The organism is Bradyrhizobium icense, from assembly GCF_001693385.1.
In the GTDB taxonomy this organism is placed as follows: domain Bacteria; phylum Pseudomonadota; class Alphaproteobacteria; order Rhizobiales; family Xanthobacteraceae; genus Bradyrhizobium; species Bradyrhizobium icense.
Genome location: NZ_CP016428.1, coordinates 3,247,268 through 3,266,985, shown reverse-complemented (window position 1 = coordinate 3,266,985; position 19,718 = coordinate 3,247,268). Strand labels below are relative to the sequence as shown.

Below are 19,718 nucleotides of genomic sequence, written 5' to 3'. Positions count from 1 at the left end.
TTTTCCACCTCTTTCCACTAGCGTCGCCCCATGAACGCGATGAGCCGGCGCTCAAGGTGTCGCCGGCACAAAAATCGCGAACGGGGATTCGGGGAAGTGGCCGATATTACCGATATATCGACGGTGCGCCGAGCATCGAGCAAGGACGCGAGTGCGCCAGCCATCGGCGATGCGCTGACGCCGCTTACCGGCATCTCCGCGCCCCAATGGCGCGCGCTTACCGAACGCGTCGCCGAGCCGAACGGCTATTACTTGCCCGAATGGGAGTTGGCGGTGAACGCTTCGGCGCGAGGTCGCCAGAACGCCGCCGCGCTCGGCGCGTGGCGCGATTCATCCACCTTGATCGGCCTGGTGCCCGTGATCTCGATGTGGCGCGCCTACAAGGTTCCGCTGCCCGCTCTGGTCAGCGCCGATCCCTACGGCACGCTTTGCACGCCGCTGCTCGATCGCGACATGGCGGAGGAAGCCGTCACCGGCATCCTGCGCCGGGCCCGGCGCGCCGGCGCGCATGCGCTGATTTTTCGAGCCGCCTCGCTCGATGGCGCGGCGATGAAGGCGTTTACCGACGCGCTGCATCGCGGCGGCATGCAGCCGCTGGTGCTGCAGTCGCATGTCCGCGCCTGCCTCGATGCCACGGCCGACGCCAATACGGTGCTACGCGACGCGCTCGGCGCAAAGAAACTGAAAGAACTGCGCCGCCAGCGCAATCGCCTTGCCGAACACGGCGCTGTCCATTTCGATGTGGCGCGGACGCCCGGCGAGATCGCCGCCGCCGTCGAAACATTCCTGGTGCTGGAGGCCAGCGGCTGGAAGGGCCAGCGTGGCACGGCCCTCGGCCAGCACGAGGGCGATGCGGCCTTCGTTCGCCGCGCCACTTCGGCGCTGGCCGAGATCGGTCAATGCGAGATCGTGACCTTGCGGGCCGGCGAGACGCCGGTGGCGGCAGCGATCGTGCTACGCCATCAGGACCGCGCCTTCTACTTCAAGCTCGGCGTCGACGAGCGCTTCGCGAAGTTTTCGCCGGGCGTGCAACTGACGCTGGAGCTGACGCAGCATCTTTGCGCCGACCCCGCCATTGCCATGGTGGATTCCACCGCAAATCCCGACCATCCCATGATCAACCCGATCTGGCGCGGACGCCTTGCGATCGGCGACGTGTTGATTCCGCTGCGGCGGAACGATCCGGTGGTGGCGTTGATTCGCGCCGCGCTCCCGTTGCGGTCCGCAATCCGCGAGCCGGCGCGACGTCTCATCCATTTCGTCAGAAAGAGTCGGGAGAAATCCTAAAATGAATACGCTCACCGCTATAGCCCCCGTCATTACGGCCGATCATGACGCGCTTCGCCACGACTTTCCGCTAAAACCGTTTGCGATCCGCCACAAGCTCGCCGGCCATCCGCTGCTAACGCTGCTACGCATCGCGCAATTGGCTTCCGAATTGCCGCGAGACCTGATCGAATATAATTCCGGCAAGGTCGCGATCAGCCAGGATCCGGACGCGATTCCCACCGTGGGGCTCGACCCTGTCGAAGTCGTGAAAAGCATTGAGACGGCCGGCGCCTGGATGGTGCTCAAGCGCATCGAGAATTCGCCGGAATACCGGGCGTTGCTGGAGGATACGCTGCTGTCCGTCGCCCGTGCCCGCGGCTTCAACAGCCTCCTCGACGCCGGCTTCGAGCAGGTCGAAGGCTTCCTGTTCGTGTCCTCGCCGAATTCGACCACGCCATTTCATCTCGACAGCGAAGACAACTTCTTCGTGCACATTCACGGCGAAAAATTCTTCACGATCTTCGACAATACCGACCGTTCGATCGTCTCCGACGACGAGATCGAGCGCTCGATGACCAAGCATCGCAACCTGAAATACGACGAGGGCATCGCGCCGCGGGGCACAGAATTCCACCTGTTCGCTGGCGAAGGATGCTACGTGCCGTATCAATGGCCGCACTGGGTACGCACCGCAGGTTCGTTCTCGATCTCAATGGCGATCACCTGGAAGACGCGCGAAGTACGGCGGATGAACGATCTGCACTTTTTCAATTCGATGCTGCGCGGCATCGGCCTGCCTCAGCAGCCGCCGGGCAAACAGCCGGTGCTCGACGCGCTGAAGCTGGCGTTCTATCGCACCGTGACGACCGCGATCAAACCGCTGCGCGCCTCGATGGCAATGCGGCGCGTGCTGCGGCGGATCGCACTTGGCAAACGGGCGAACTACTATTTGAAGGGGGTGTGACGCGCCCATAGCCCGGTTGAAGCGGAAGCGTAACCCGGGACTCCTGGGTGCCGGTCCCCGGATTGCGCGGAGCCTGTCATCGGGCGCGCATTCGCGCGACCCGTTGGTTCCATCCGGGCTACTTCATCGTCTCACTGCAGCGGCGAATGCGGCGCCGGCAGCATGATGGTCGAGTGCATCTCGTCGAGAAATCCGGGACCCTTCCCGAGAAATTCCTGCCAGGCCGGATCCTTCATCGCGTTGCCGCGCGCTTCGGCGCGTGCGTTCAGGCTGGGATAGGCCCAGATGTGGCAGGCTTCGTTCGGCTGGCCCGCTTCGGTCGTCCAGAGGCCGACGATCTTTGAATATTTTTCGCGCTCCGGCAGCACGGCGGTGAACGCATCGAGCCATTGCTTGAGACCGCCGGCCGGCTTGGCGCGGTAATTGCGCAGCTCATAAACGTTGCCCGTGGTCATCGGCGCCACCGGCGCTCGCACCGCGCTAAGCAGGCGGACTTCCTGACGCACGAGCAAGGGGCGGATCAGCGGCACGTACTCGCCGGTCCAGCGCGAATTCCCGGCGAGCTCCGCCCGCATGCGCGCGCGCTCGTCAAAGCTATTGTAGCTCCACATGTGCAGGACCTGGTTGAGCGGGCCGATCTCGGTCGACCAGTAGCCTTCGAGCTTGCCGTAGTCGTCCTTGCGGATCTCGCGCGACACGGTGCTCGCGGCCTTGATCATGTCGCCGAGCGTGCCGGGCTTTACGGTGTAGGTGCGCAGTTCGTAGATCATGATGCCTCCCCAAGTTTTTTGCTGTTTGTTGTTTTGGGGCAGCACTCCTGTCAAACGCTACACTGCGCTGTGCGGAGAGAGGCCCCTCACCCGACCCTCTCCCCGCAAGAGCGGGGCGAGGGAGAAAGAACCCTCGACTACTGCGCCTGTGCGTTGATCTCCCCCGATACCTGACGGATCGCGCGGGCGAGTTGCTCGGCCGGCTGGGCGCCGGACACTGCATATTTCTGTGCGAACACGAAAGTTGGGACGCCGGAGATTCCCTTGTCGGACGCTTCCTGCGCCTGGCCGGAGATCAGTGCGACGTCCTCATCGGTGGCAAGACGCCTGCGCACATCGTCGGCATTGAGGCCGACATCGGCCGCGGCCTGCACCAGCACATTGACATCGGTCAGATCGCCGCCATCGCGAAAGTACAATTCCATCAGGCGCTGCTTCATCTCAGCAGCCTTGCCCTGCGCTTCCGCCCAATGGATCAGCCGGTGGCAATCGATGGTATTGGGCTGACGCTTCACGAGTTCGGGCCGGTACGTCAGCCCCTCCTCGCCCGCAGCCGCGACGACGCGGCCGGCGATGCCCTTATAGGCCTCGACCGAACCGAATTTTGCGGTGAGATATTCGTCGCGGCTGATGCCCTCGCGCGGCACCCAGGAATTGAGGAAGAACGGCCGCCAGCGCACTTCGACGGGAACATCCGGCACCAGCGCCAAGGCGTTCTCGATCCGGCGTTTGCCAATGTAGCACCAGGGGCAGACCACGTCGGAGACGATGTCGATCTTGAGAGGTTTGAGGGTGCTCATCGGGGTCGTCCTTCGCTGAATGAAGCCCGGAAGGTAGTCCGATCCGGCGAGGAGACAAGGGCGATAGCCGCATGTCTCGTATCACTTCACCTCCGCGGGTATTGTGGCGAACGGCCAGCTCCGTGAATCGATCTTGAACCGCAGAGCCCCTGCAACGACCGCCATTTTCAGGCCGGAAGGCCCCTGTTTCGCGCCACCGAACAAGCCAGCGGGCGGTGGTCGCCCGATATGCTGCAGGGCAGCGCGACAAATTAGGTCAACCCTGCCGCTATCTGCTGCATCCGATCGGCGGTCAGATCATCTGCCGGGAAGAAGGTTTCCAGCGCCAGCTCCTGCAGCGTGATGTCGACGGGCGTGCCGAATACCATGGTGGTGGAGATGAAACTCAACACGTCGCCCTTGTGGCGCAGCTTGAACGGGATAGCGACATTGTCGGCCGAGATCGGCCCCGAGCGCGCCGGCATACGATAGGCTTTCAGCTCCTGATACAGCTTCAGCAGTTCGGGATCGGCCGTCGCCTCGCATTGCCGGTGCAGCCGCTCAAGGAGATGCGCGCTCCATTCGGCAAGATTGACCGTGCGCGGCGCGAGCCCTTCGGGATGAAAGGCGAGTCGCAGAATGTTTAAGGGCTGCCCGAGCAGATGCGGCGGGATGCCTTCGAGCAACGGCGCCACCATGCGGTTGGCCGTCACCAGATTCCAGTGCCGGTCATAGGCCAGCGCCGGATTGGGCTCGTGCGCCTTCAGCACCAGCTCGATCGCCTGCCGGGCTGACTTTAGCGCCGGATCATCCAGCGAGCGTTGCGGAAAGGCGGGGGCAAAACCCGCCGCGACCAGGAGCACGTTGCGTTCACGCAAGGGGACCTCCAATCGCTCGGCAAGCTTGAGCACCATTTCCCGCGACGGCGCGGCGCGGCCGGTTTCGACAAAACTGAGGTGACGCGCGGATATTTCGGCATCGCTCGCCAGATCGAGCTGGCTCAGATGGCGCCGTTGGCGCCATTCGCGCAGGTGATCGCCGATATGAGGGGCTTTCGTTGGTTCGGCTCGCGCCGTGGCAGCATGTGCGTTCATGGTGGAAAACCTATCATGCGAATTTCGCCCATTCCATTACGTCCAAGGTAATCGATTTTGACACCTAACCACCTGAACTCGCAGGAGTTTCTTTATCCTTCTCCCGGCCAATACCAACACAAATACCAACATCTCGAATTCAATCACCGACAATAAAAATGTTGGCGAGCCGATTGTTGGCGAGCCTTGCCCCAAGTTTATCCAGTCCTGAGATCGAAAGTGATCCAGCACGTGCGCGAGAAGTTCGTCTGCCGGGCCTGCCAAGCTATCACCGAACCGCCGCGCCCTCGCACCCGATTGCACGTGGACGTGCGGGGCATAAGCTGTTCGCCCATATGAGTGCTGAGGCTGACGTGAAGGCGGTGCGGAGCAAGTCGCCTCCGACCAGGTAAAATGCCTTGCCGAAGCGTATCCTTCGCTTCGGACTTTCCCAGACGACGATGGAATGTGGCTCCTTGCGAGAAGTTCGATCATTCCGGGCTTGGCGCGGGAAACCACGTTTTTCGTCACGCTTCCATACAGGTCAGGAGTGGGCCCGCGCGCATGGGGCTTCTGGGCTACAGCTGGTCCATCTAGATGGATCGGACCGCGGCACACCAATTTCGAAGACGATTCGATCTGCGCCTCTCACCGGCCGACGGGGTATGGTTCGACGGCGGCGATCTCAGGACGCTGCTGGATATCTACAGCGTCTGGACGCTGCGCCACCTGTACCTTGAAGTTTTTGGCCAATGGCCGGGAAAGCAATATGCTCCTGCCGGCGCCGATCCTCGGATACAAGCCTCCTACTGGTGGATCGAGTGCGATGACGATGAGCTGTGCGGTTGCGGCTCGGAAACTCGGAAGACGCGGACTGTTACAAGCCGTCGGACTTGCAATGTGATTTCAGCCAACTCGCGTCGATCTTCCTGGACCAAGTGCCAAGCGGGTTTTCGAATCGCAAGCCGCCTCTCTCCGTTGTGGAGTTCGTCGAAGGCCGATCTGGGCTTCCGCGAATAAGGGACGTCCATCTTTCACGCATCCCTAAGTCCCGCTTGGGAACGGAACACCGTGGAAACGCAGACCTATGGCAGTTCGGAATACTTGCCTGGTGTTAGGAGCGCGGAACGCGGGACGCGCATAGGATTGGAGTCATATGGATGCGGACGTTTAAGCAGCGTCCGCCCGGCGATCCGAACGCTGCAGGGCTGGGCGATCTCGGTGCTGCAAGAAGCCGGCGCAATCCGCGGCAGCGGCGATCCGCACCCCGGGAGCGCGCTTAGAGGAGTCGCCCGTGAAGGCCCCCCTTAGGTCTTGACCGAGGATTCAATTTTCTAGCGAAGGCCGTTTTGAGATTGCAAGTTTTTGCGACTTGAGGCCTCGGAAGCTTGCAAATTTGGTTTTGAAGATTCCCTCGCGCCGGTCGTGATTCTGTGGTCGCAGCGGAGGGGACGATGCGACCGACGAAGCCGAAGACGACAGGCAAGGCGATCTGTTTCGCGCCAGGCTCGACCAGATCATCAACCTGTAACACGAGCTGGTGCAGCTCGGTGGCAAGATCGATTGGGACTGAAATGAAATTGCAAGCTTTCCGGCCTTCAAACCCAAAAAGCTTGCAATTTCAAACCGCGCTCCGCTCCAAAAGACCCGCTCAAGGGCTTGGACAGTTCTTCACGGACGACTAAGAAAAGTGCGAACGTGATCGGATTTGTCGAGGGTGTCGCTATGGTACCAGAAGCGCCTTGAAGTGGACCTGCTAGAGCATCCCGTCGTTCTGCGGGCTGGTGCGACGGCGGTTCGGCGCTTTGTTCAGTAGGCCAGTAATCCGCAGACCTTCCAGAATGCCTTCCAGCCGCTGCACACGGATCATCGAAGCAACCATTGAAACGGCGTCCTGCTGTTGGATCGTGAAGTGCACATCCGGAAATTGCTCAGACATCGCCTCCAAGAATGTCTGCGGGTTAGTAACGTGATCTCGGATCGCATGCGCCGCTTCCTCCGCGAGGTAGGTCGCAAGATCGCCGTCGACGAACCCGACGAAATTGAAGTCATAGCGGGTACGGTCCTTGACCGATTGCCGAATCAGCTCGCTTTGGTGTTTTGCCTCAACGAAGAGCATAAAGACCGCATCAGGCAGGTTGTCGCGCGGCACGTTCTTCAAATCAGCGATTCGGGCGTAAATGTCCTTCCCTGCCCGCTCGTTCCGCTCGAATCGGGCTTGAACCTCCTGGGTCTTATGCTTCCGCAGCATTTTCTTCTTCTTTCCGAACATCGCACATCCTCCTAGCGGCGATATAATTCGGTTCTCGCAAAAGATCAAAACGGCGTCTGGCGATCGGTAGGTGCATTTAAAGCGAATGTGACGGCTGGAAGAAAGACAATGCGCTGTTAGCTCCGCATGAAGATCTTGTGCGACAACGTCCGCGTCAAAGCGCTAACTCGCAGCGCAATCCGCTCTCCTCTGCGATCGGGGCGGCGCGGATGACGAATCCACAACCATGCACCGACCTGAATCACGAGATTAACTGCGAAGGCCGTCTGTAAGCGACTTTCGGGTAGCGGCCCTGGTGAGGGATCCAGTGCTGAACCGCAAAGCCCGTCACATACTTGCATCACAAACGCGCAACCGAGATGAAAGACATTGAGCGCCGATGGCGCGCGGATCAGCACCAGCTGAGCGAGAAAGAACGCGATAGCGAGAAGCCAAAAGAGCGCTCCCGAAAGTTCTCCGATTTCGAATTAAACACCGCAGCAGGTCGGTCGCCATCATCGACACTGCGAGCGATCTTTCGAGCCTGGCTCTTGACCTGTTGAAGCACCTGATGCCGGCAAAGAAGGCGATACGGCTGCTCGGAATCCCCGTTTCTGGATTCAACGGGCCCGAAGCTGGAAGACGAGGATTGGTTGTCTCTCATGTTAGTTGAATAGCAGCGCCGCGATTACACATCCAGAAGGTCGAGGAACTCTTCGACCGTCCTAAGCGGTCCCTCGCGTCCGTTGCTGATGTAGACAACCCGGTCGCCATCGCGTTGCAGGGACCGCGCCTTGGATTTCCGAAGTCGTCCCGGCAGGAATGTCGCGGCCACGGCGTCGAGGCCGACATCAAGTCTTATGATTCCTCTTCGCCTGCACTCGATTCTGAGCCTTGCTGCGGCAAAGAAATCGCGGGCCGCCGGAGGCAATCTGCCGAAGCGACGAGACGTCTCTTCCTCGAGATCGTCCAGCTCATCTTCGCTTCGGCATCTGGCGACGCGGCCGTAGATTTCCAGCCGAACCGCCTCCGATTGCACGTAGCCTGCGGGCAACATGTCCCCGACCGGCAGATTCAGGTCAGGCACCCACAGGTCGGCTGTTCTGTCGTCGGCTTTCTCCGAGGCCAATTTCAGAAGGTGGCTGTAGAGCACCGGCCCGAACACCTGCACATGGCCCGACTGCCGCTCTGAAAGCACATCCCCCGCTCCCCTGAGGTCCAGATCCCGCGCACTGATCGCGAAACCCGCGCCGGGTCTGTTGAACTCCTCCAGTACGGCCAATCGCTTCTCAGATCGCTCTGAGTCCGAATCGGTCAGCAAATGCGCAAACGCCCGTATCCCGCTGCGCCCCACCCTTCCTCTGAGCTGATGAAGTTGCGCAAGACCGAACTTTTCGGGCCAACAGACCACGATCGTGTTTGCACGTGGGATATCGAGACCGCTCTCCACGATGTTGGTCGCCAGCAGCACGTCCGTCGCGCCTTCGACGAAGCTCATCATTCGATCGTCTATGTCGTCGGCGGGCAACTTGCCATGCAGACAGACGATGCGGAGATCCGGGGCCACCGATTGAACGCGCGCCAGCATCGGATCGAGATCCTGAATTCGCGGACAGATCAAGAAGCTTTGCCCGTGCCGCCTTTGCTCGCGCAGCAATGCGGAGGCAATAGCAGCATCCGAAAGAGGAGCGACCTTTGTGACGACCGGGAGTCGATGAATGGGCGGAGAGGCAATGACGCTGATATCCCTGAAGCCGGCAAGACCGCCCGCGAGAGTCCGCGGAATCGGCGTGGCGCTCATCCAAAGGGCATGAATACTCTTGGCCAACCCGGAAAGTCTCGCCTTCTCCGTCGCCCCAAAATGCTGTTCCTCATCGATGACGACAAGGCCGAGGCCGGCGAACTTCACGTCCTTCGCGGCGAGGGCCTGCGTTCCGACTACAATCTTCAATTTGCCACTCTTCAGCCCCTCCTTCACCTCTCTTGTCTCTGCGCCCGAACCGGTTCGCGACAAACTCCCCACTTCGATGCCAAACGGAGCGAAGCGTTTGCGGAAAGTCGCGACATGCTGTCTTGCCAGGACGGTCGTCGGCACCGCGATCGCCACCTGCTTCCCTGACAATACGACGGCGGCCGTGGCTCGCAACGCCACCTCGGTTTTGCCGAATCCGACGTCGCCGCAAATGATCCTGTCCATGGGGTGGCCTGACGCAAGATCATCCAAAACGTCCCGTATGGCTTTCGCTTGGTCGATTGTCGTGAAATACGGAAAACGCGCGACAAACCTCTCATAGATGGGACCGGGAGGTACAAGTTTCGGAGCCCGCCGGCGGCGCCGCTGGCTGATGTGTTTGGCGAGCTGCTTGCCGGCGATCTGAATTTCGTGCTCCGCCTCGGTACGCCGGCTCCACCATGTACTTCCATCCGCTTTGTCGAGGGTGAGTTCGCCGCGCTCCGACGCATATGGCCAGATCAAGGCTAGGTCGGCGGGCGGAACGAGAACGGCATCGTCTCCTGCAAATCCGAGCCTGATCATTTCGCGCGACGACCCGCCCCCCATTGCCACGGTCTGCAAGCCGTCGAGCAAGGCCAGCCCTCGCTGCAAATGAACAACCGCTGTCCCTTGCTCCGGCACATCTGCGTGGTCGAAAGCCGCACTCCAAGCTCTCACCAGGGGCTGCGGATGATGAGCCCTGCTGCCGAGCACATCGGAAGCCGTCACAACGACAAGAGGTTTCCGACCAGGCACGACAAAACCCCTGTCGAAGTCGGCCAGAAGCGCCGCCTCACGGTTGCGTCCGGCCGTCGCCTCGTTCCAATCCACAAAGCGCTCCGCCTTGACTCCGCTCATCCGTTCCAGCACGCGCAGGTCGTCCTCATGCGCTGCGACGAAAACCAGTCGCGAACCGGCGCGCCGCGTATCGTCGACGAACGCACGGAGCGCCTTCCTGGGCGGTGCAACCTGCGAAAAGTCCGGTGTGGGAACGAAAGATGCCTTTTGCGACAACACGTTCATACGCTTGGTCGCCTGCTTCCATTCGCGCCTGCCAAGGTATTCGCGCTCTCTGTCAGCGCGACCGGCCGCCTCCTCGATCGTGCTAAGCCAGCCATCGGCGTGCGCTGAAACCCCGGTATCCGCGATCCACTTGGCCCGACCACAATAGTCGAACATAGTCGAGCGCTTTCCGCGCTGATTCCCGAACGCCAGCCGCTCAGACATCGGGTCGATGAGAAGCTCTTTCGTCTCAAAAACGATGTCATGTTCTATCGGGTCGAACGCCACGATCCGACGTATCACCCCGCCGGAATGCTCTACTCTGAACGGACCGAGGGCGCCGGCGGGAAAAATCTCGAATGTCTTGCCGTGAAACAGCGCGCCGCCGGGGTAGTCCGCCTCGTCATCGAGGTCGTATCCGAGGGCCTCAAGCCGCGCCCGGAGATCTTGTTTAGAGAACGCGGCACCGACTTTCAAACGGAGGATGACCCGGGACCAACTCGCCACAGTGGGAAGGCGCTCCATCAGGGCCTCTGCCGTGGATACGAGCAGGATCGGCTTCTCAGGCTTGGCAAGGCGCCTCAGGACCGAGCTTCGTCTACCCGCGATTTCATGCGACGGCTCCAGCTGATCGAACGGCAGCGTATTCAGTCTTGGAAAAACAAGCACATCGCACGAAGGGGCGAGGGCATGAATGACGGCACCCAGCCGCTCGGCCCTATTCTCGTTTTCAGCAAGAAAGACGACGCCTTTGCGGCTCGACTTCTTCCACTGTGCGAGCAGATGGAGGGCCACCATGCCTACGGGCGAAGAAGAAGAGATCGCAGTCCGCGATGAAGAATTCTTTCGCTTCGTTGCCCTGCTGGCAACACGCGCTTTGCTAGAATGGCCCACCTTGAACCCGTCGTTGATTCGCCACCAACTGGAGCTGATGGGCGAGTGTTGCTTCGAACAGGCCCGCTCCGATGCGAGAGCTACGCCTCGGGCTGCGTACATATGCGAATTTGATCGCGGACGCACGTATCCAATCTAATCGTCTCGTGAAATATCGCTTGGGAGCGGAGGCGTCTCGATCGCCCCCTTCCCCGCCGGCCAGATCGCGGTCCTCAACATCGGTGCGTTTCGGTTCGCCTTTCCGATCCTGGTGCTGTGACTCTGGGAATTCACGTAGCTTCTTTGGCAACATAACGGACCTCCGCATAGATAAGATGCCAGATCCGGGATCGTTCACGGTGGCGGAAACTGTTACGCGCAATTCTGCGACACCGAGCGCCCTAGGCCGCCTAGGCTTCTACGGACGTCTCACCACTCCAACAACGCCCAACTTACGCTCGATGGATTTTTCTGGATGTCCCGGTGCACACGTCTTGCACACGCCGATTAAACTTGAATTCTCGCTCCATCGTAAGGAAGTTTGAGCTAGATCCAGTCAGCAGCGAGACCTAACGTCTGAACGTCAACGACTTCTTTGCGCCGCCAGAAGCGGCCTGCCGCAAGGTCTGATTTCAACACGATCGCGACATGCCTTCCGGCTGCACGAATGTCCGCTTGTAAAGCTCGGCATTGATGAACGAAATCAGGAGAGATTATGGAGTTGGTAAGCGCGGCAGGATTCGAACCTGCGATCACCGGAATCAAAATTCGGCGCCTTAAGCGACTTGGCGACGCTCCCCTGAAGGGAGCGGCACGGTCATCGAGCTCCTCTTGCTCAACGGAGAGTGGAAGCCCGGTGGAGCATCCGCAAGATGGACCTATTGGCTACTACATTAAAATCGGCAGTATAATATTCTCCTTCCTCTTCCTGGGAATTTGCTGGCGATGGCCGGCCCCGCAATCGTCGGACAGAATAACAACTGGCTTGTGATTCTCCTTCGCTCTACTGCAGCGTCTTTTCTCATGCTCTTATTCACAGCTCCTCCTGCTGTCGCACTCATGTTCTTCGGCCGTTTCGTTCTCGACATCCCTATTTCTTCGGCCATTTCGTTCTCGACATCCCTATCTCGGAGGACAATCAGTCTTCCAACCTATTGAAAATGATCTGCCTTCTGCCCGTTTGGCCGGCATTTTCCAATTCATGGGTAGTTTTCCAAGCAGTTAGCACACTTCTGCAGGCTCGCATGTTCTACGTGAGATGGCTGTTTCTCGGCCTAAGGGCAGTCCTATGGCGAGTCGTCGAATACGAGAGAGGAGCATTTGCTGCCGTGCTACTAGCGACCACTGTCTTCCTGTCGATATTGAAAGAGATGAGCTAAGCCGCTGATCTGCGCTAGCGACCAATCAACTGATCGTGCCAAGCTAACGTTGCACCCGGATATATCCTAACCGCGATCAGTTCGCTACCGCGACTGCCTCTGCCGCGGTGGCCAGCCAGCCACCAGACGTCCTGTTGGCGACCAATTCGCACTGCACTGCTTTGGCGATGTTGGTCGCTATTCCTCTGTCTGGCACCCACAAAACTCTCTCCAGGGACAACTCCTCTGGGGATGACCGCCGCAGCCGGGCTACCGCGCCCGAGATCCTCAGCGTAGCCGACACGACAGAGAGGCTTACAGAACTCACCAAGAGTGACAGGACCGTGCATGGTTTGCTTCGGTTTGTCTTTTCGATCATCGATCGCGCTTAGGATTCTCGACAGCGCCTCACCCATCTGTTTCGCATGGTCATCCATGACGGTCCTCATCAGTTCGAGTTCTGGGATGTAGTTTGTGGACGGTCCGGGTTGGCAAGGTTTTCTACACGCTACAACATTGGTCGGAGCAGCTATGTGTTCAGGCTGTCTGAGCGGTTCACATGACCGCTGGCCATTATGCCATCCGCGGATCAGGCCCCGGTCAAAAGCAAGCATTCGAAGATGCCGTGGCCTGGTGGGTTGTCCTGATCGCCGGATCGACCGGCGCTGCATTACGTGCTGTTCGCCTCCCAACCGTTACGTCACGCGGGGTATCCAGCGCGATCCTTTACGCCGCGAGTGAGATGGGCTCCCTGTAGCGCTCACCTCTGGCCATCATCGCCCACACCATGCCTGCAATCTTGTTGGCGAGCGCGATCGCAGCAAATTTGGTCGGCCGACGGGCCAGCAGCCCCGTGAGCCAGGGCCGATACCCCGTGCCATGGATCTTGGCATAGCGGATCACGGCGAGCGCACCGGCTGTGACAGGCTGCGCAAAGTCGCTACTTCCAAAAGCAACCTTACGATGATATCGTCGAGGTTTCATTACCGGAGCAGAGCCATGTTTTGTGGATGGTCTGAGATATGCCCAAGGCGCTGTGATGATCAACGCCGCCGCGAATGAGCTGATCTTCAGAGAACAACTTCAAAAAGCAAGCTGTCTTCCAGCTTGCTCGCTTAGTCAACTGTATCCTTACCGATTAGCATTCTTCCGAAAGCCCTGTACATGCGAAAAAACAAGGCGGCCTCTGTGAGAGCGGGGGAAGTCGTCGTAGCGCTTATCTGCTTTGCTCCCGTTGGAGTCTCGGCGCAGGCGATGAAAACCTTGCCGCTCGCGCCTCCCAGCGCCCTTTTGGACGGGAGCGCTGCCGATCGTCAGGCGGCGACCGTCGAGAAATTCGGACAGGTCTCAATCCAGGAGATTGCACTTGCCAGCAAGATAAGCTCGTCGGACTCGTCGATCGCTGCTGTCAAGCAACATTCGAACTATTTCGATTTCTATTTCGTGCCCCTGAAGTTTGGCGTCATTGGCTTTGACGGAAAGACCTGCAAATCGATGCAGCTTGGGGCCACGCTAAAGGCGGCCGGCGCCGACGCCACACAAGCGTTTGTGCTCAATGTGTTTCCCGCAACAAACCTGAAGGCCGGCTCGTTCTCGGGTGACGGGAAGCTTGTTCTGTCCAGCGATCTTAAGCTCACCACGCCCGATCAAGGACCCGCCAAGGCGAGCTTGGGTGTGAGCGGCGAGGCAAATCTCAATTGGAAGTGGAGCCCGCTCTACCAGCAAGTCGCGGTGGTTTACGATCAATCTCGGATCATCTGGAAGTTTGACGCTGTCGGCGCCGAATTCCCCGTGGGGGAAACTGACGTTGCCGTGATCATCGCGCTGGCCAAATCAGTCGCAAAAAGTGCTGGCACGCGACTTGGCTTCGACGTTGAAATGCGGGCCAACTTTGGAGGCGGCTGGTTTGATGCGAGCGGCGTTGCGCGCGCCAATACGACCATACTCGTAAGGCTTCCATGAGTCGGGTGCTCGGCATACTGCTGACTCTCTTGGTAGCCGCGGTCGGGCGAGGATCGGCGCAAGCCGAAACCAGTCCAGACTTCTGGGACCGTCTTGCGCTGAAGGAAGATCCCTATGTCATACTTTCGGTGAAGTACGCGGATCGCGAGGCGCGCAAGCGCATCCTTGACAAGGCCCGTGGCGGTGCCGATCTGCATTTCATCAATCGGCTGGTCGTCCGCATCGCAAGAGATAGTGCTATGTCTCTGGAAAAGGATGCGGGCGTTCAGGATGTCGAGCTTCTCGCCTTGCGTTCCGCCGACCATACATTCCACCGCTTGATGGAGCTGTATCGGGTTTATCTTTACCAGGTTTCAGGCCGCTTCGGCATTTCCGCCGTCAATTTCAGCCAAGGCGTACGCTATTGGGATCGCAATTCGGGGGAGCGCGGCGACAAGACCATCGCCGAGGCGCTCGACGTTCTGGCGTCGCGCATTGCGCCGGTGTTTGTCGCGATCGGAGATGGTCCTGAGCTAGGGGTCGGAGGCTGGGCACTGGCGCCGTCGGCAATGCCGGTTGTGGCAACCAAGGGTAACGGATCGGACATCTTACCGAACAGCGCGCGGCCGCCGCTTGAGAAACCGCCGTGGAAGACCTTGCTCTACGCCGACGGGGAGCCGACTGAGGAAAAGAATGCGACCCCTCAAGAGGCGGCATGCGGTGCCGGCAGCCACCTGACGGCGGATCAAATGCTGCGTCCGGAGAGCGCCATGATTCCGCCTCCGGGAGGGTCGAGTTATGCGACGTTCAGAGCGACTTGGAATGCCTGCTTTATCCATCAGTTCACGGAGATCGTCCGAGTGCAGCTGAGGGCGCGAACGGCCGTCGGCGCGGTCGAGGTCGAACCGTTCGTTGCATACTATGTCGACAGTCCGGTCGATAAATCCTGCAGCGCGACGCGGAACCGCTGGGCCGACGAGCGACACCAGGTGAGAGCTCCAACGTACGAAGTGAGGGCCGAGGACAAGATAAGAATGGACCGGTTCGTGATTGGTAACGTGATCGAATTGAGGATCAACTACTCCGCCGCGATGTTGAAGGCTTTTCTAAATCGCCTACCATCACACCAGCTGTCGGCCGCCAAGATCAACCAGCGGTTCGTTTCCTCGCAAGCCGTCTTGAAGATGCTCGCAAGCTTCAGCCTGGCCGATCTCGTCGAGGTGGCGGCCAATCCCAACAGCATCAAGTTTGGCGACTGGAAGCGCGAGGCGGCCGCGGACACCGCGCCGGTGCTCAGGCCCGAGCTTGTTTCCGCGATCGAACAATACTGCAAGTCGAGTTCGCTGCTTCTCGCGCTGCCGGATGAGGCGCCACCGTTCCTCAGTGAATTGCAGTGAGCAAAAAGCCACATTGACATCCAACAAGTTCTCGGGGCGAGTTTACACCGAAGGGCTTTACCACGAGTAGGCGTCGCTGAGCAAAATCGAGGGTGCAACGATCGTCCGCTTCGACAAGAGCCTCAAGCAGGCGGATGTCATGAATAATCACCCGGCCGAGAATGAGCTATTGCCGATCAACACTACGGAAGAAATATGGATGACACGGCCATAGGCGCGGAAGCGATCGCCGCCACGCGAATCCTCGCTTGCGGATGCGATTGGCAATAGCGATCGCACGTGGGACCGGTTCACAATTCGCTGAGTCGCCCTTATTCAACGTGTCGCGTCGAGGAATATCGAGCCAAACGGAGAGGAAGCGTACGAGAGGGGCGCGAGAGCGTTCCTTGGACAAAGCAACGCAAAATTGCAAAAGTGTTGCAGCTTGGTTACAGACTCGCGGCGAGACCGGCCATAGTATTCAGCTGGCGATTGCATTTCGCCGATCAGTCGCGCTGGGCGGCCGTCCGATTTTTACGTTCTTTTTCTGAGCGCCACGAAAGGCGCATGCTTACGCTCGGCTTCAGCGTTCCGAGCTGCCGTTTTTTTGAAAGAGGCGTTGCGTTCATGAGGTCGGTTCAGCTGTTCTTGGTAACGTCCTGCTGCCTGTCACTTGGGGCATGTGGAACCTACATTCCCAGTCAAAGAGACTGGCCTAACGACACCGCACGCGAAGTCGCCGACATGAACGCAACCCTTGTTCGCAGTATCGTATGCGAACTGAGCTATGCCGTCACCCTGGCGATCAAGAGCGATCTCGCGCAAGCAAGGGACAGGCGGAATCGCCGGGCGTATAGCCGCTTTCTTGCCAGTTGGGGCGTCGAGGTCGCGACCGATCTCACGGTTACCGAGAATTCGACGATTAGTCCCTCCGGCATTTGGGCACCCGTCTCGCCTGCGTCGTCGATTTTCACACTATCCGGTGGCATCAGCGGCGCCGCAGTCTCGACGAACGATAACACTTATAATGTGTTTTATCCCATAGCGGCGCTCTACAAGCCAGACCTGTTCCACCTGGGCAGTCAAGAGCGTCCGTGCCGCGATCCACGCGGCAACAGGGAAGGCTCCCCTCTGGTTGATATCGACCTTCGGATACTTCCGTTACTCCAATCCCGTATTCAAATCGTGCAGCTCGGTTTCGCGACCGATCCCGATGAGTCAGATCTACTCGTGAATGAAAAGAACGTTCTTACCCAAACGGTATCGATCAAGGAGACTGTGTCGGGCGACATTACGCCGACCTGGAAATTCACAACGGGCTCCGTCAATCCCTCCGGAAATCTCTTCAGTACAGGGCGTGAGCGAAAGCATCAGGTCGTCTTCACGTTTGGTCCATTGGCAGATGGCGGGCGGAAGCTCACGCCTTTGGCCGAATCATTCCACATCAACGAACAGCTGAAGGCCGGACTTCGCGGTTCGCGCATCTTGCCGTAACAGGAGGCAAAATTGAACGCTTCACGCAAGAAGGCTAAAGCCAAATCCAAGACAAAATCGAGCAAGAGGAAAAGCAAGAAGGAGGAGATCGCGAGCGTTCCGAAGATGGCTCCGACCAACGTGGAAGCGTCAAGCGCCGCTTCGACGGCAATAGATCCGAATATGCCGCCAGAGGCAAGAAATCTCGTCAATCTGATTGAAAAGCTCGACGTCGCCTCACTTAAGAACGACGATCTCACCGCCATCTTGCTTCACTGCGCCTCGGCATTGAATCTGCGGAAAGTGATCGATACACCAGATCTCACGATGGAGATGTCGCCCGCGAGCTATTGCTACACCGGGGGAGCCGACGACTCGATGGTGAGCATCTGGAGCGGAGGCTTCAAGGTGGGAGAGACGTCCTTGGAAAATGCGAAGGCGAGCGGCATACCACCTTGCGGTTAGCGCCAGGAAGGATGCCGTCGCACGGCATGAACTGGACGAGACGACCATGCCTGTGACGCTGAAAGGATCGTAACGTCGTAACTACGTTGGCGAAACTACCTTTGATGACCTCTTAAAAGGGTTCAGAATAGTCACGTTCTTCCCTGAAATCAGCCTCGTTGCGGGTCACACGATAACCCCCCTAACAGCAGCGGTCGCGACCAGTCCAGAGAGTCATCGGTGTGCTTGTCATTGCGGCCGAGCATTTCACCCCAGCGCCGGGCAATGGGCTCATCAATTTGAATGGCAAACATGCCCCATCGCACTTCGATCGCCATGGTGCGCATTGCTCCCGTGATTGCCGAGCTTCGGACTGCGCTCGCAACGGACTCTAGCGCTGGCGATATCCAGTTGCAGCTGCCCGCTGGGCGCCAAGGTCGTGCCATTCGAGCGCCACCCAATCCCAATCGGTCATTTGGCCTCCAGAGGTACGCACCAGTTTCACACCAGAAACGACGCAACGAACGCGATCGCACCCGATCGAAAATGCAGAAAAATCCACGAACCCAACCTTTATCCCGTCGCTCATAACGGTCTGGTTGCAGGTTCGAGTGGTGCCGGGCCCGTCATGAAATCAATCACTTAGCAGATTTTATTTCTCGGCGCCTTGGGGCAGCTCACCAGAACGCCCTGACCTGCCACTGAGTATTTCCTCCAGAAGGAGTTAGAGTCCGGCCCGAAGAAGGACGGACAGATGAAGCGAGCAAGGTTCACGGAAGAGCAGATTATCGCGGTATTGAAGGAGCATGAGGCTGGGGCGAAGACAGCTGACCTGGCTCGCAAGCATGGGATCTCCGAAGCAACGATCTACAATTGGAAGGCCAAATTCGGCGGCATGGACGTTTCCGAGGCGAAACGGCTGAGGGCCTTGGAAGAGGAGAACGCGAAGCTGAAGAAGCTTCTGGCCGAGCAGATGCTCGACGCGGCCGCCCTTCGCGAGCTGCTTTCAAAAAAATGGTAGGGCCCGCCGCCAAGCGCGCTGCGGTCGCGCATCTGCAGGCCGTCATGAGCCTGTCGGAACGGCGGGCCTGCTCGATCGTGGGCGCGGATCGGAAGTTGATCCGTTATCGCTCCAGCCGCCCTGCGGACGCGGCTCTGCGCGGCCGGTTGCGCGATCTCGCCAACGAGCGGCGGCGGTTCGGCTACCGCCGGCTATTCGTCCTGCTGCGACGGGAGGGAGAGCCCTCGGGGATCAATCGGATCTACCGGATTTATCGCGAGGAAGGGCTCACCGTCCGCAAGCGGCGGGCTCGGCGCAAAGCTGTGGGGACCCGTGCCCCGATCCTGATCGAGGCGAGGCCCAACGCGCGCTGGTCGCTGGACTTCGTCCACGACCAGTTCGCCAACGGCCGGCGCTTCCGCATTCTCAACATCGTCGACGACGTCACTAAGGAATGCCTGGGCGCCATTCCGGAGACGTCGATCTCAGGACGGCGCGTCGCCCGCGAACTGACGGCAATCGTCGAGCGACGCGGCAAGCCAGAAATGATCGTGTCCGACCATGGCACCGAGTTCACCTGCAACGCCATGCTCGCCTGGAGCAAGGAGACGGTCATCGATTGGCACTTTATCGCGCCGGGAAAGCCGATGCAGAACGGCTTCATCGAGAGTTTTAATGGCCGGATGCGCGATGAACTGCTCAACGAGACCCTGTTCTTCGATCTGGATGACGCCCGCGCCAAGATCGCCAACTGGGTCGCCGACTACAATATCCGGCGGCCTCACTCGTCGCTGAAATACCTGACCCCCGCGGTCTATGCCGCCCACCTCACCGCAACGGACGATCGGCTGCGCAACCCCGACCAGCTCCGCCGATCGTCCGTTGCTCCACCCGCGCCACTTGGCGTACAAAACCCCGAGACTCTAACCGCTGCTGGATGAAAATTCAGTGGCAGGTCAGAAGGCTTATCCGAACCAGGTCAAAGGAGTGGAAAAGTGGTCGCGGGGGAGCGCTCCTACGTTCCCCCCGACAGGTTTCCGCCGAGTTTTTTGGTGTCAGTGACGTAAAACCTATGTTGGCGCGGGGCCCTGCCCTTTTGCCCTTGTTAATGACGCCAGATGATCCCGCGGCCAAGAAGGTGAGAACTGGATA

General features: G+C 59.4%; 17 protein-coding genes and 1 pseudogene. 10 read left to right on the top strand and 8 right to left on the bottom strand.

What is annotated here, in order from left to right:
• The first annotated feature begins 96 nt into the window (after positions 1-96).
• A complete protein-coding gene (locus tag LMTR13_RS15205; protein ID WP_065728579.1) occupies positions 97-1,287 on the top strand; it encodes a GNAT family N-acetyltransferase in 1,191 nt (396 codons plus the stop codon).
• 1 nt (position 1,288) lies between these two features.
• Positions 1,289-2,233, top strand: coding sequence for a cupin-like domain-containing protein (locus LMTR13_RS15200; protein ID WP_065728578.1), 945 nt, complete (start codon positions 1,289-1,291; stop codon positions 2,231-2,233).
• A gap of 131 nt (positions 2,234-2,364) precedes the next feature.
• On the opposite strand, the gene LMTR13_RS15195 is transcribed toward LMTR13_RS15200, so the two are convergent.
• The 4 genes from LMTR13_RS15195 to LMTR13_RS15180 all read right to left on the bottom strand — a co-directional run bounded on the left by LMTR13_RS15195 (position 2,365) and on the right by LMTR13_RS15180 (position 7,127).
• Complete coding sequence (locus LMTR13_RS15195) at positions 2,365-3,003, bottom strand: NIPSNAP family protein (RefSeq protein ID WP_065728577.1); 639 nt, start codon at positions 3,001-3,003, stop codon at positions 2,365-2,367.
• Positions 3,004-3,140: 137 nt separating this feature from the next.
• A complete protein-coding gene (locus tag LMTR13_RS15190) occupies positions 3,141-3,803 on the bottom strand; it encodes a DsbA family oxidoreductase (protein WP_065728576.1) in 663 nt (220 codons plus the stop codon).
• A gap of 251 nt (positions 3,804-4,054) precedes the next feature.
• Positions 4,055-4,876: a helix-turn-helix domain-containing protein gene (locus LMTR13_RS15185; protein ID WP_065728575.1), complete on the bottom strand. Its 822-nt coding sequence runs from the start codon at positions 4,874-4,876 to the stop codon at positions 4,055-4,057.
• A 1,735-nt stretch (positions 4,877-6,611) separates the two neighbouring features.
• Positions 6,612-7,127: a hypothetical protein gene (locus LMTR13_RS15180; protein ID WP_065728574.1), complete on the bottom strand. Its 516-nt coding sequence runs from the start codon at positions 7,125-7,127 to the stop codon at positions 6,612-6,614.
• A 466-nt stretch (positions 7,128-7,593) separates the two neighbouring features.
• Here LMTR13_RS15180 and LMTR13_RS43675 point away from each other — a divergent pair, with 466 nt between their 5' ends.
• Positions 7,594-7,779 carry a DinB/UmuC family translesion DNA polymerase gene (locus tag LMTR13_RS43675; protein WP_083219059.1) on the top strand — a complete coding sequence of 62 codons (186 nt, stop codon included), beginning with the start codon at positions 7,594-7,596 and terminating at the stop codon, positions 7,777-7,779.
• Between the two features lie 15 nt (positions 7,780-7,794).
• On the opposite strand, the gene LMTR13_RS15175 is transcribed toward LMTR13_RS43675, so the two are convergent.
• The gene (locus tag LMTR13_RS15175) at positions 7,795-10,899 is read right to left on the bottom strand and encodes a DEAD/DEAH box helicase (RefSeq protein WP_065728573.1); all 3,105 of its coding nucleotides are present in this window, start codon (positions 10,897-10,899) and stop codon (positions 7,795-7,797) included.
• On the opposite strand from LMTR13_RS15175, the gene LMTR13_RS15170 reads away from it, so the two are divergent.
• The gene (locus LMTR13_RS15170) at positions 10,898-11,134 is read left to right on the top strand and encodes a hypothetical protein (protein WP_065728572.1); all 237 of its coding nucleotides are present in this window, start codon (positions 10,898-10,900) and stop codon (positions 11,132-11,134) included. The two genes, LMTR13_RS15175 and LMTR13_RS15170, sit on opposite strands and share 2 nt — an antisense overlap.
• Positions 11,135-11,520: 386 nt before the next feature.
• On the opposite strand, the gene LMTR13_RS40770 is transcribed toward LMTR13_RS15170, so the two are convergent.
• Both LMTR13_RS40770 and LMTR13_RS39305 read right to left on the bottom strand, forming a co-directional pair.
• The gene (locus LMTR13_RS40770) at positions 11,521-11,739 is read right to left on the bottom strand and encodes a hypothetical protein (RefSeq protein WP_156795636.1); all 219 of its coding nucleotides are present in this window, start codon (positions 11,737-11,739) and stop codon (positions 11,521-11,523) included.
• Between the two features lie 1,319 nt (positions 11,740-13,058).
• Entirely contained in the window at positions 13,059-13,235 is a 177-nt protein-coding gene (locus LMTR13_RS39305) for an IS110 family transposase (RefSeq protein ID WP_083219058.1), read from the bottom strand.
• A 351-nt stretch (positions 13,236-13,586) separates the two neighbouring features.
• Here LMTR13_RS39305 and LMTR13_RS15155 point away from each other — a divergent pair, with 351 nt between their 5' ends.
• The 4 genes from LMTR13_RS15155 (at position 13,587) to LMTR13_RS15140 (ending at position 17,587) form a co-directional block, all read left to right on the top strand.
• Complete coding sequence (locus tag LMTR13_RS15155; protein WP_065728570.1) at positions 13,587-14,294, top strand: hypothetical protein; 708 nt, start codon at positions 13,587-13,589, stop codon at positions 14,292-14,294.
• Positions 14,291-15,670, top strand: coding sequence for a hypothetical protein (locus LMTR13_RS15150; RefSeq protein ID WP_065728569.1), 1,380 nt, complete (start codon positions 14,291-14,293; stop codon positions 15,668-15,670). Before LMTR13_RS15155 ends, LMTR13_RS15150 begins: the two co-directional genes overlap by 4 nt.
• 723 nt (positions 15,671-16,393) lie before the next feature.
• Positions 16,394-17,143, top strand: a complete 750-nt coding sequence (locus LMTR13_RS15145) for a hypothetical protein (protein ID WP_156795635.1) — start codon at positions 16,394-16,396, stop codon at positions 17,141-17,143.
• Between the two features lie 12 nt (positions 17,144-17,155).
• Entirely contained in the window at positions 17,156-17,587 is a 432-nt protein-coding gene (locus LMTR13_RS15140) for a hypothetical protein (protein ID WP_065728567.1), read from the top strand.
• Between the two features lie 149 nt (positions 17,588-17,736).
• On the opposite strand, the gene LMTR13_RS40765 is transcribed toward LMTR13_RS15140, so the two are convergent.
• Positions 17,737-17,904, bottom strand: a complete 168-nt coding sequence (locus LMTR13_RS40765; RefSeq protein ID WP_156795634.1) for a hypothetical protein — start codon at positions 17,902-17,904, stop codon at positions 17,737-17,739.
• Between the two features lie 416 nt (positions 17,905-18,320).
• Here LMTR13_RS40765 and LMTR13_RS42525 point away from each other — a divergent pair.
• A pseudogene (locus LMTR13_RS42525) lies at positions 18,321-18,473 on the top strand (transposase); the annotation flags it as partial.
• A complete protein-coding gene (locus LMTR13_RS15130) occupies positions 18,440-19,507 on the top strand; it encodes an IS3 family transposase (protein ID WP_236843067.1) in 1,068 nt (355 codons plus the stop codon). The pseudogene LMTR13_RS42525 and the gene LMTR13_RS15130, both read left to right, overlap by 34 nt.
• The last annotated feature ends 211 nt before the right edge of the window (positions 19,508-19,718 follow it).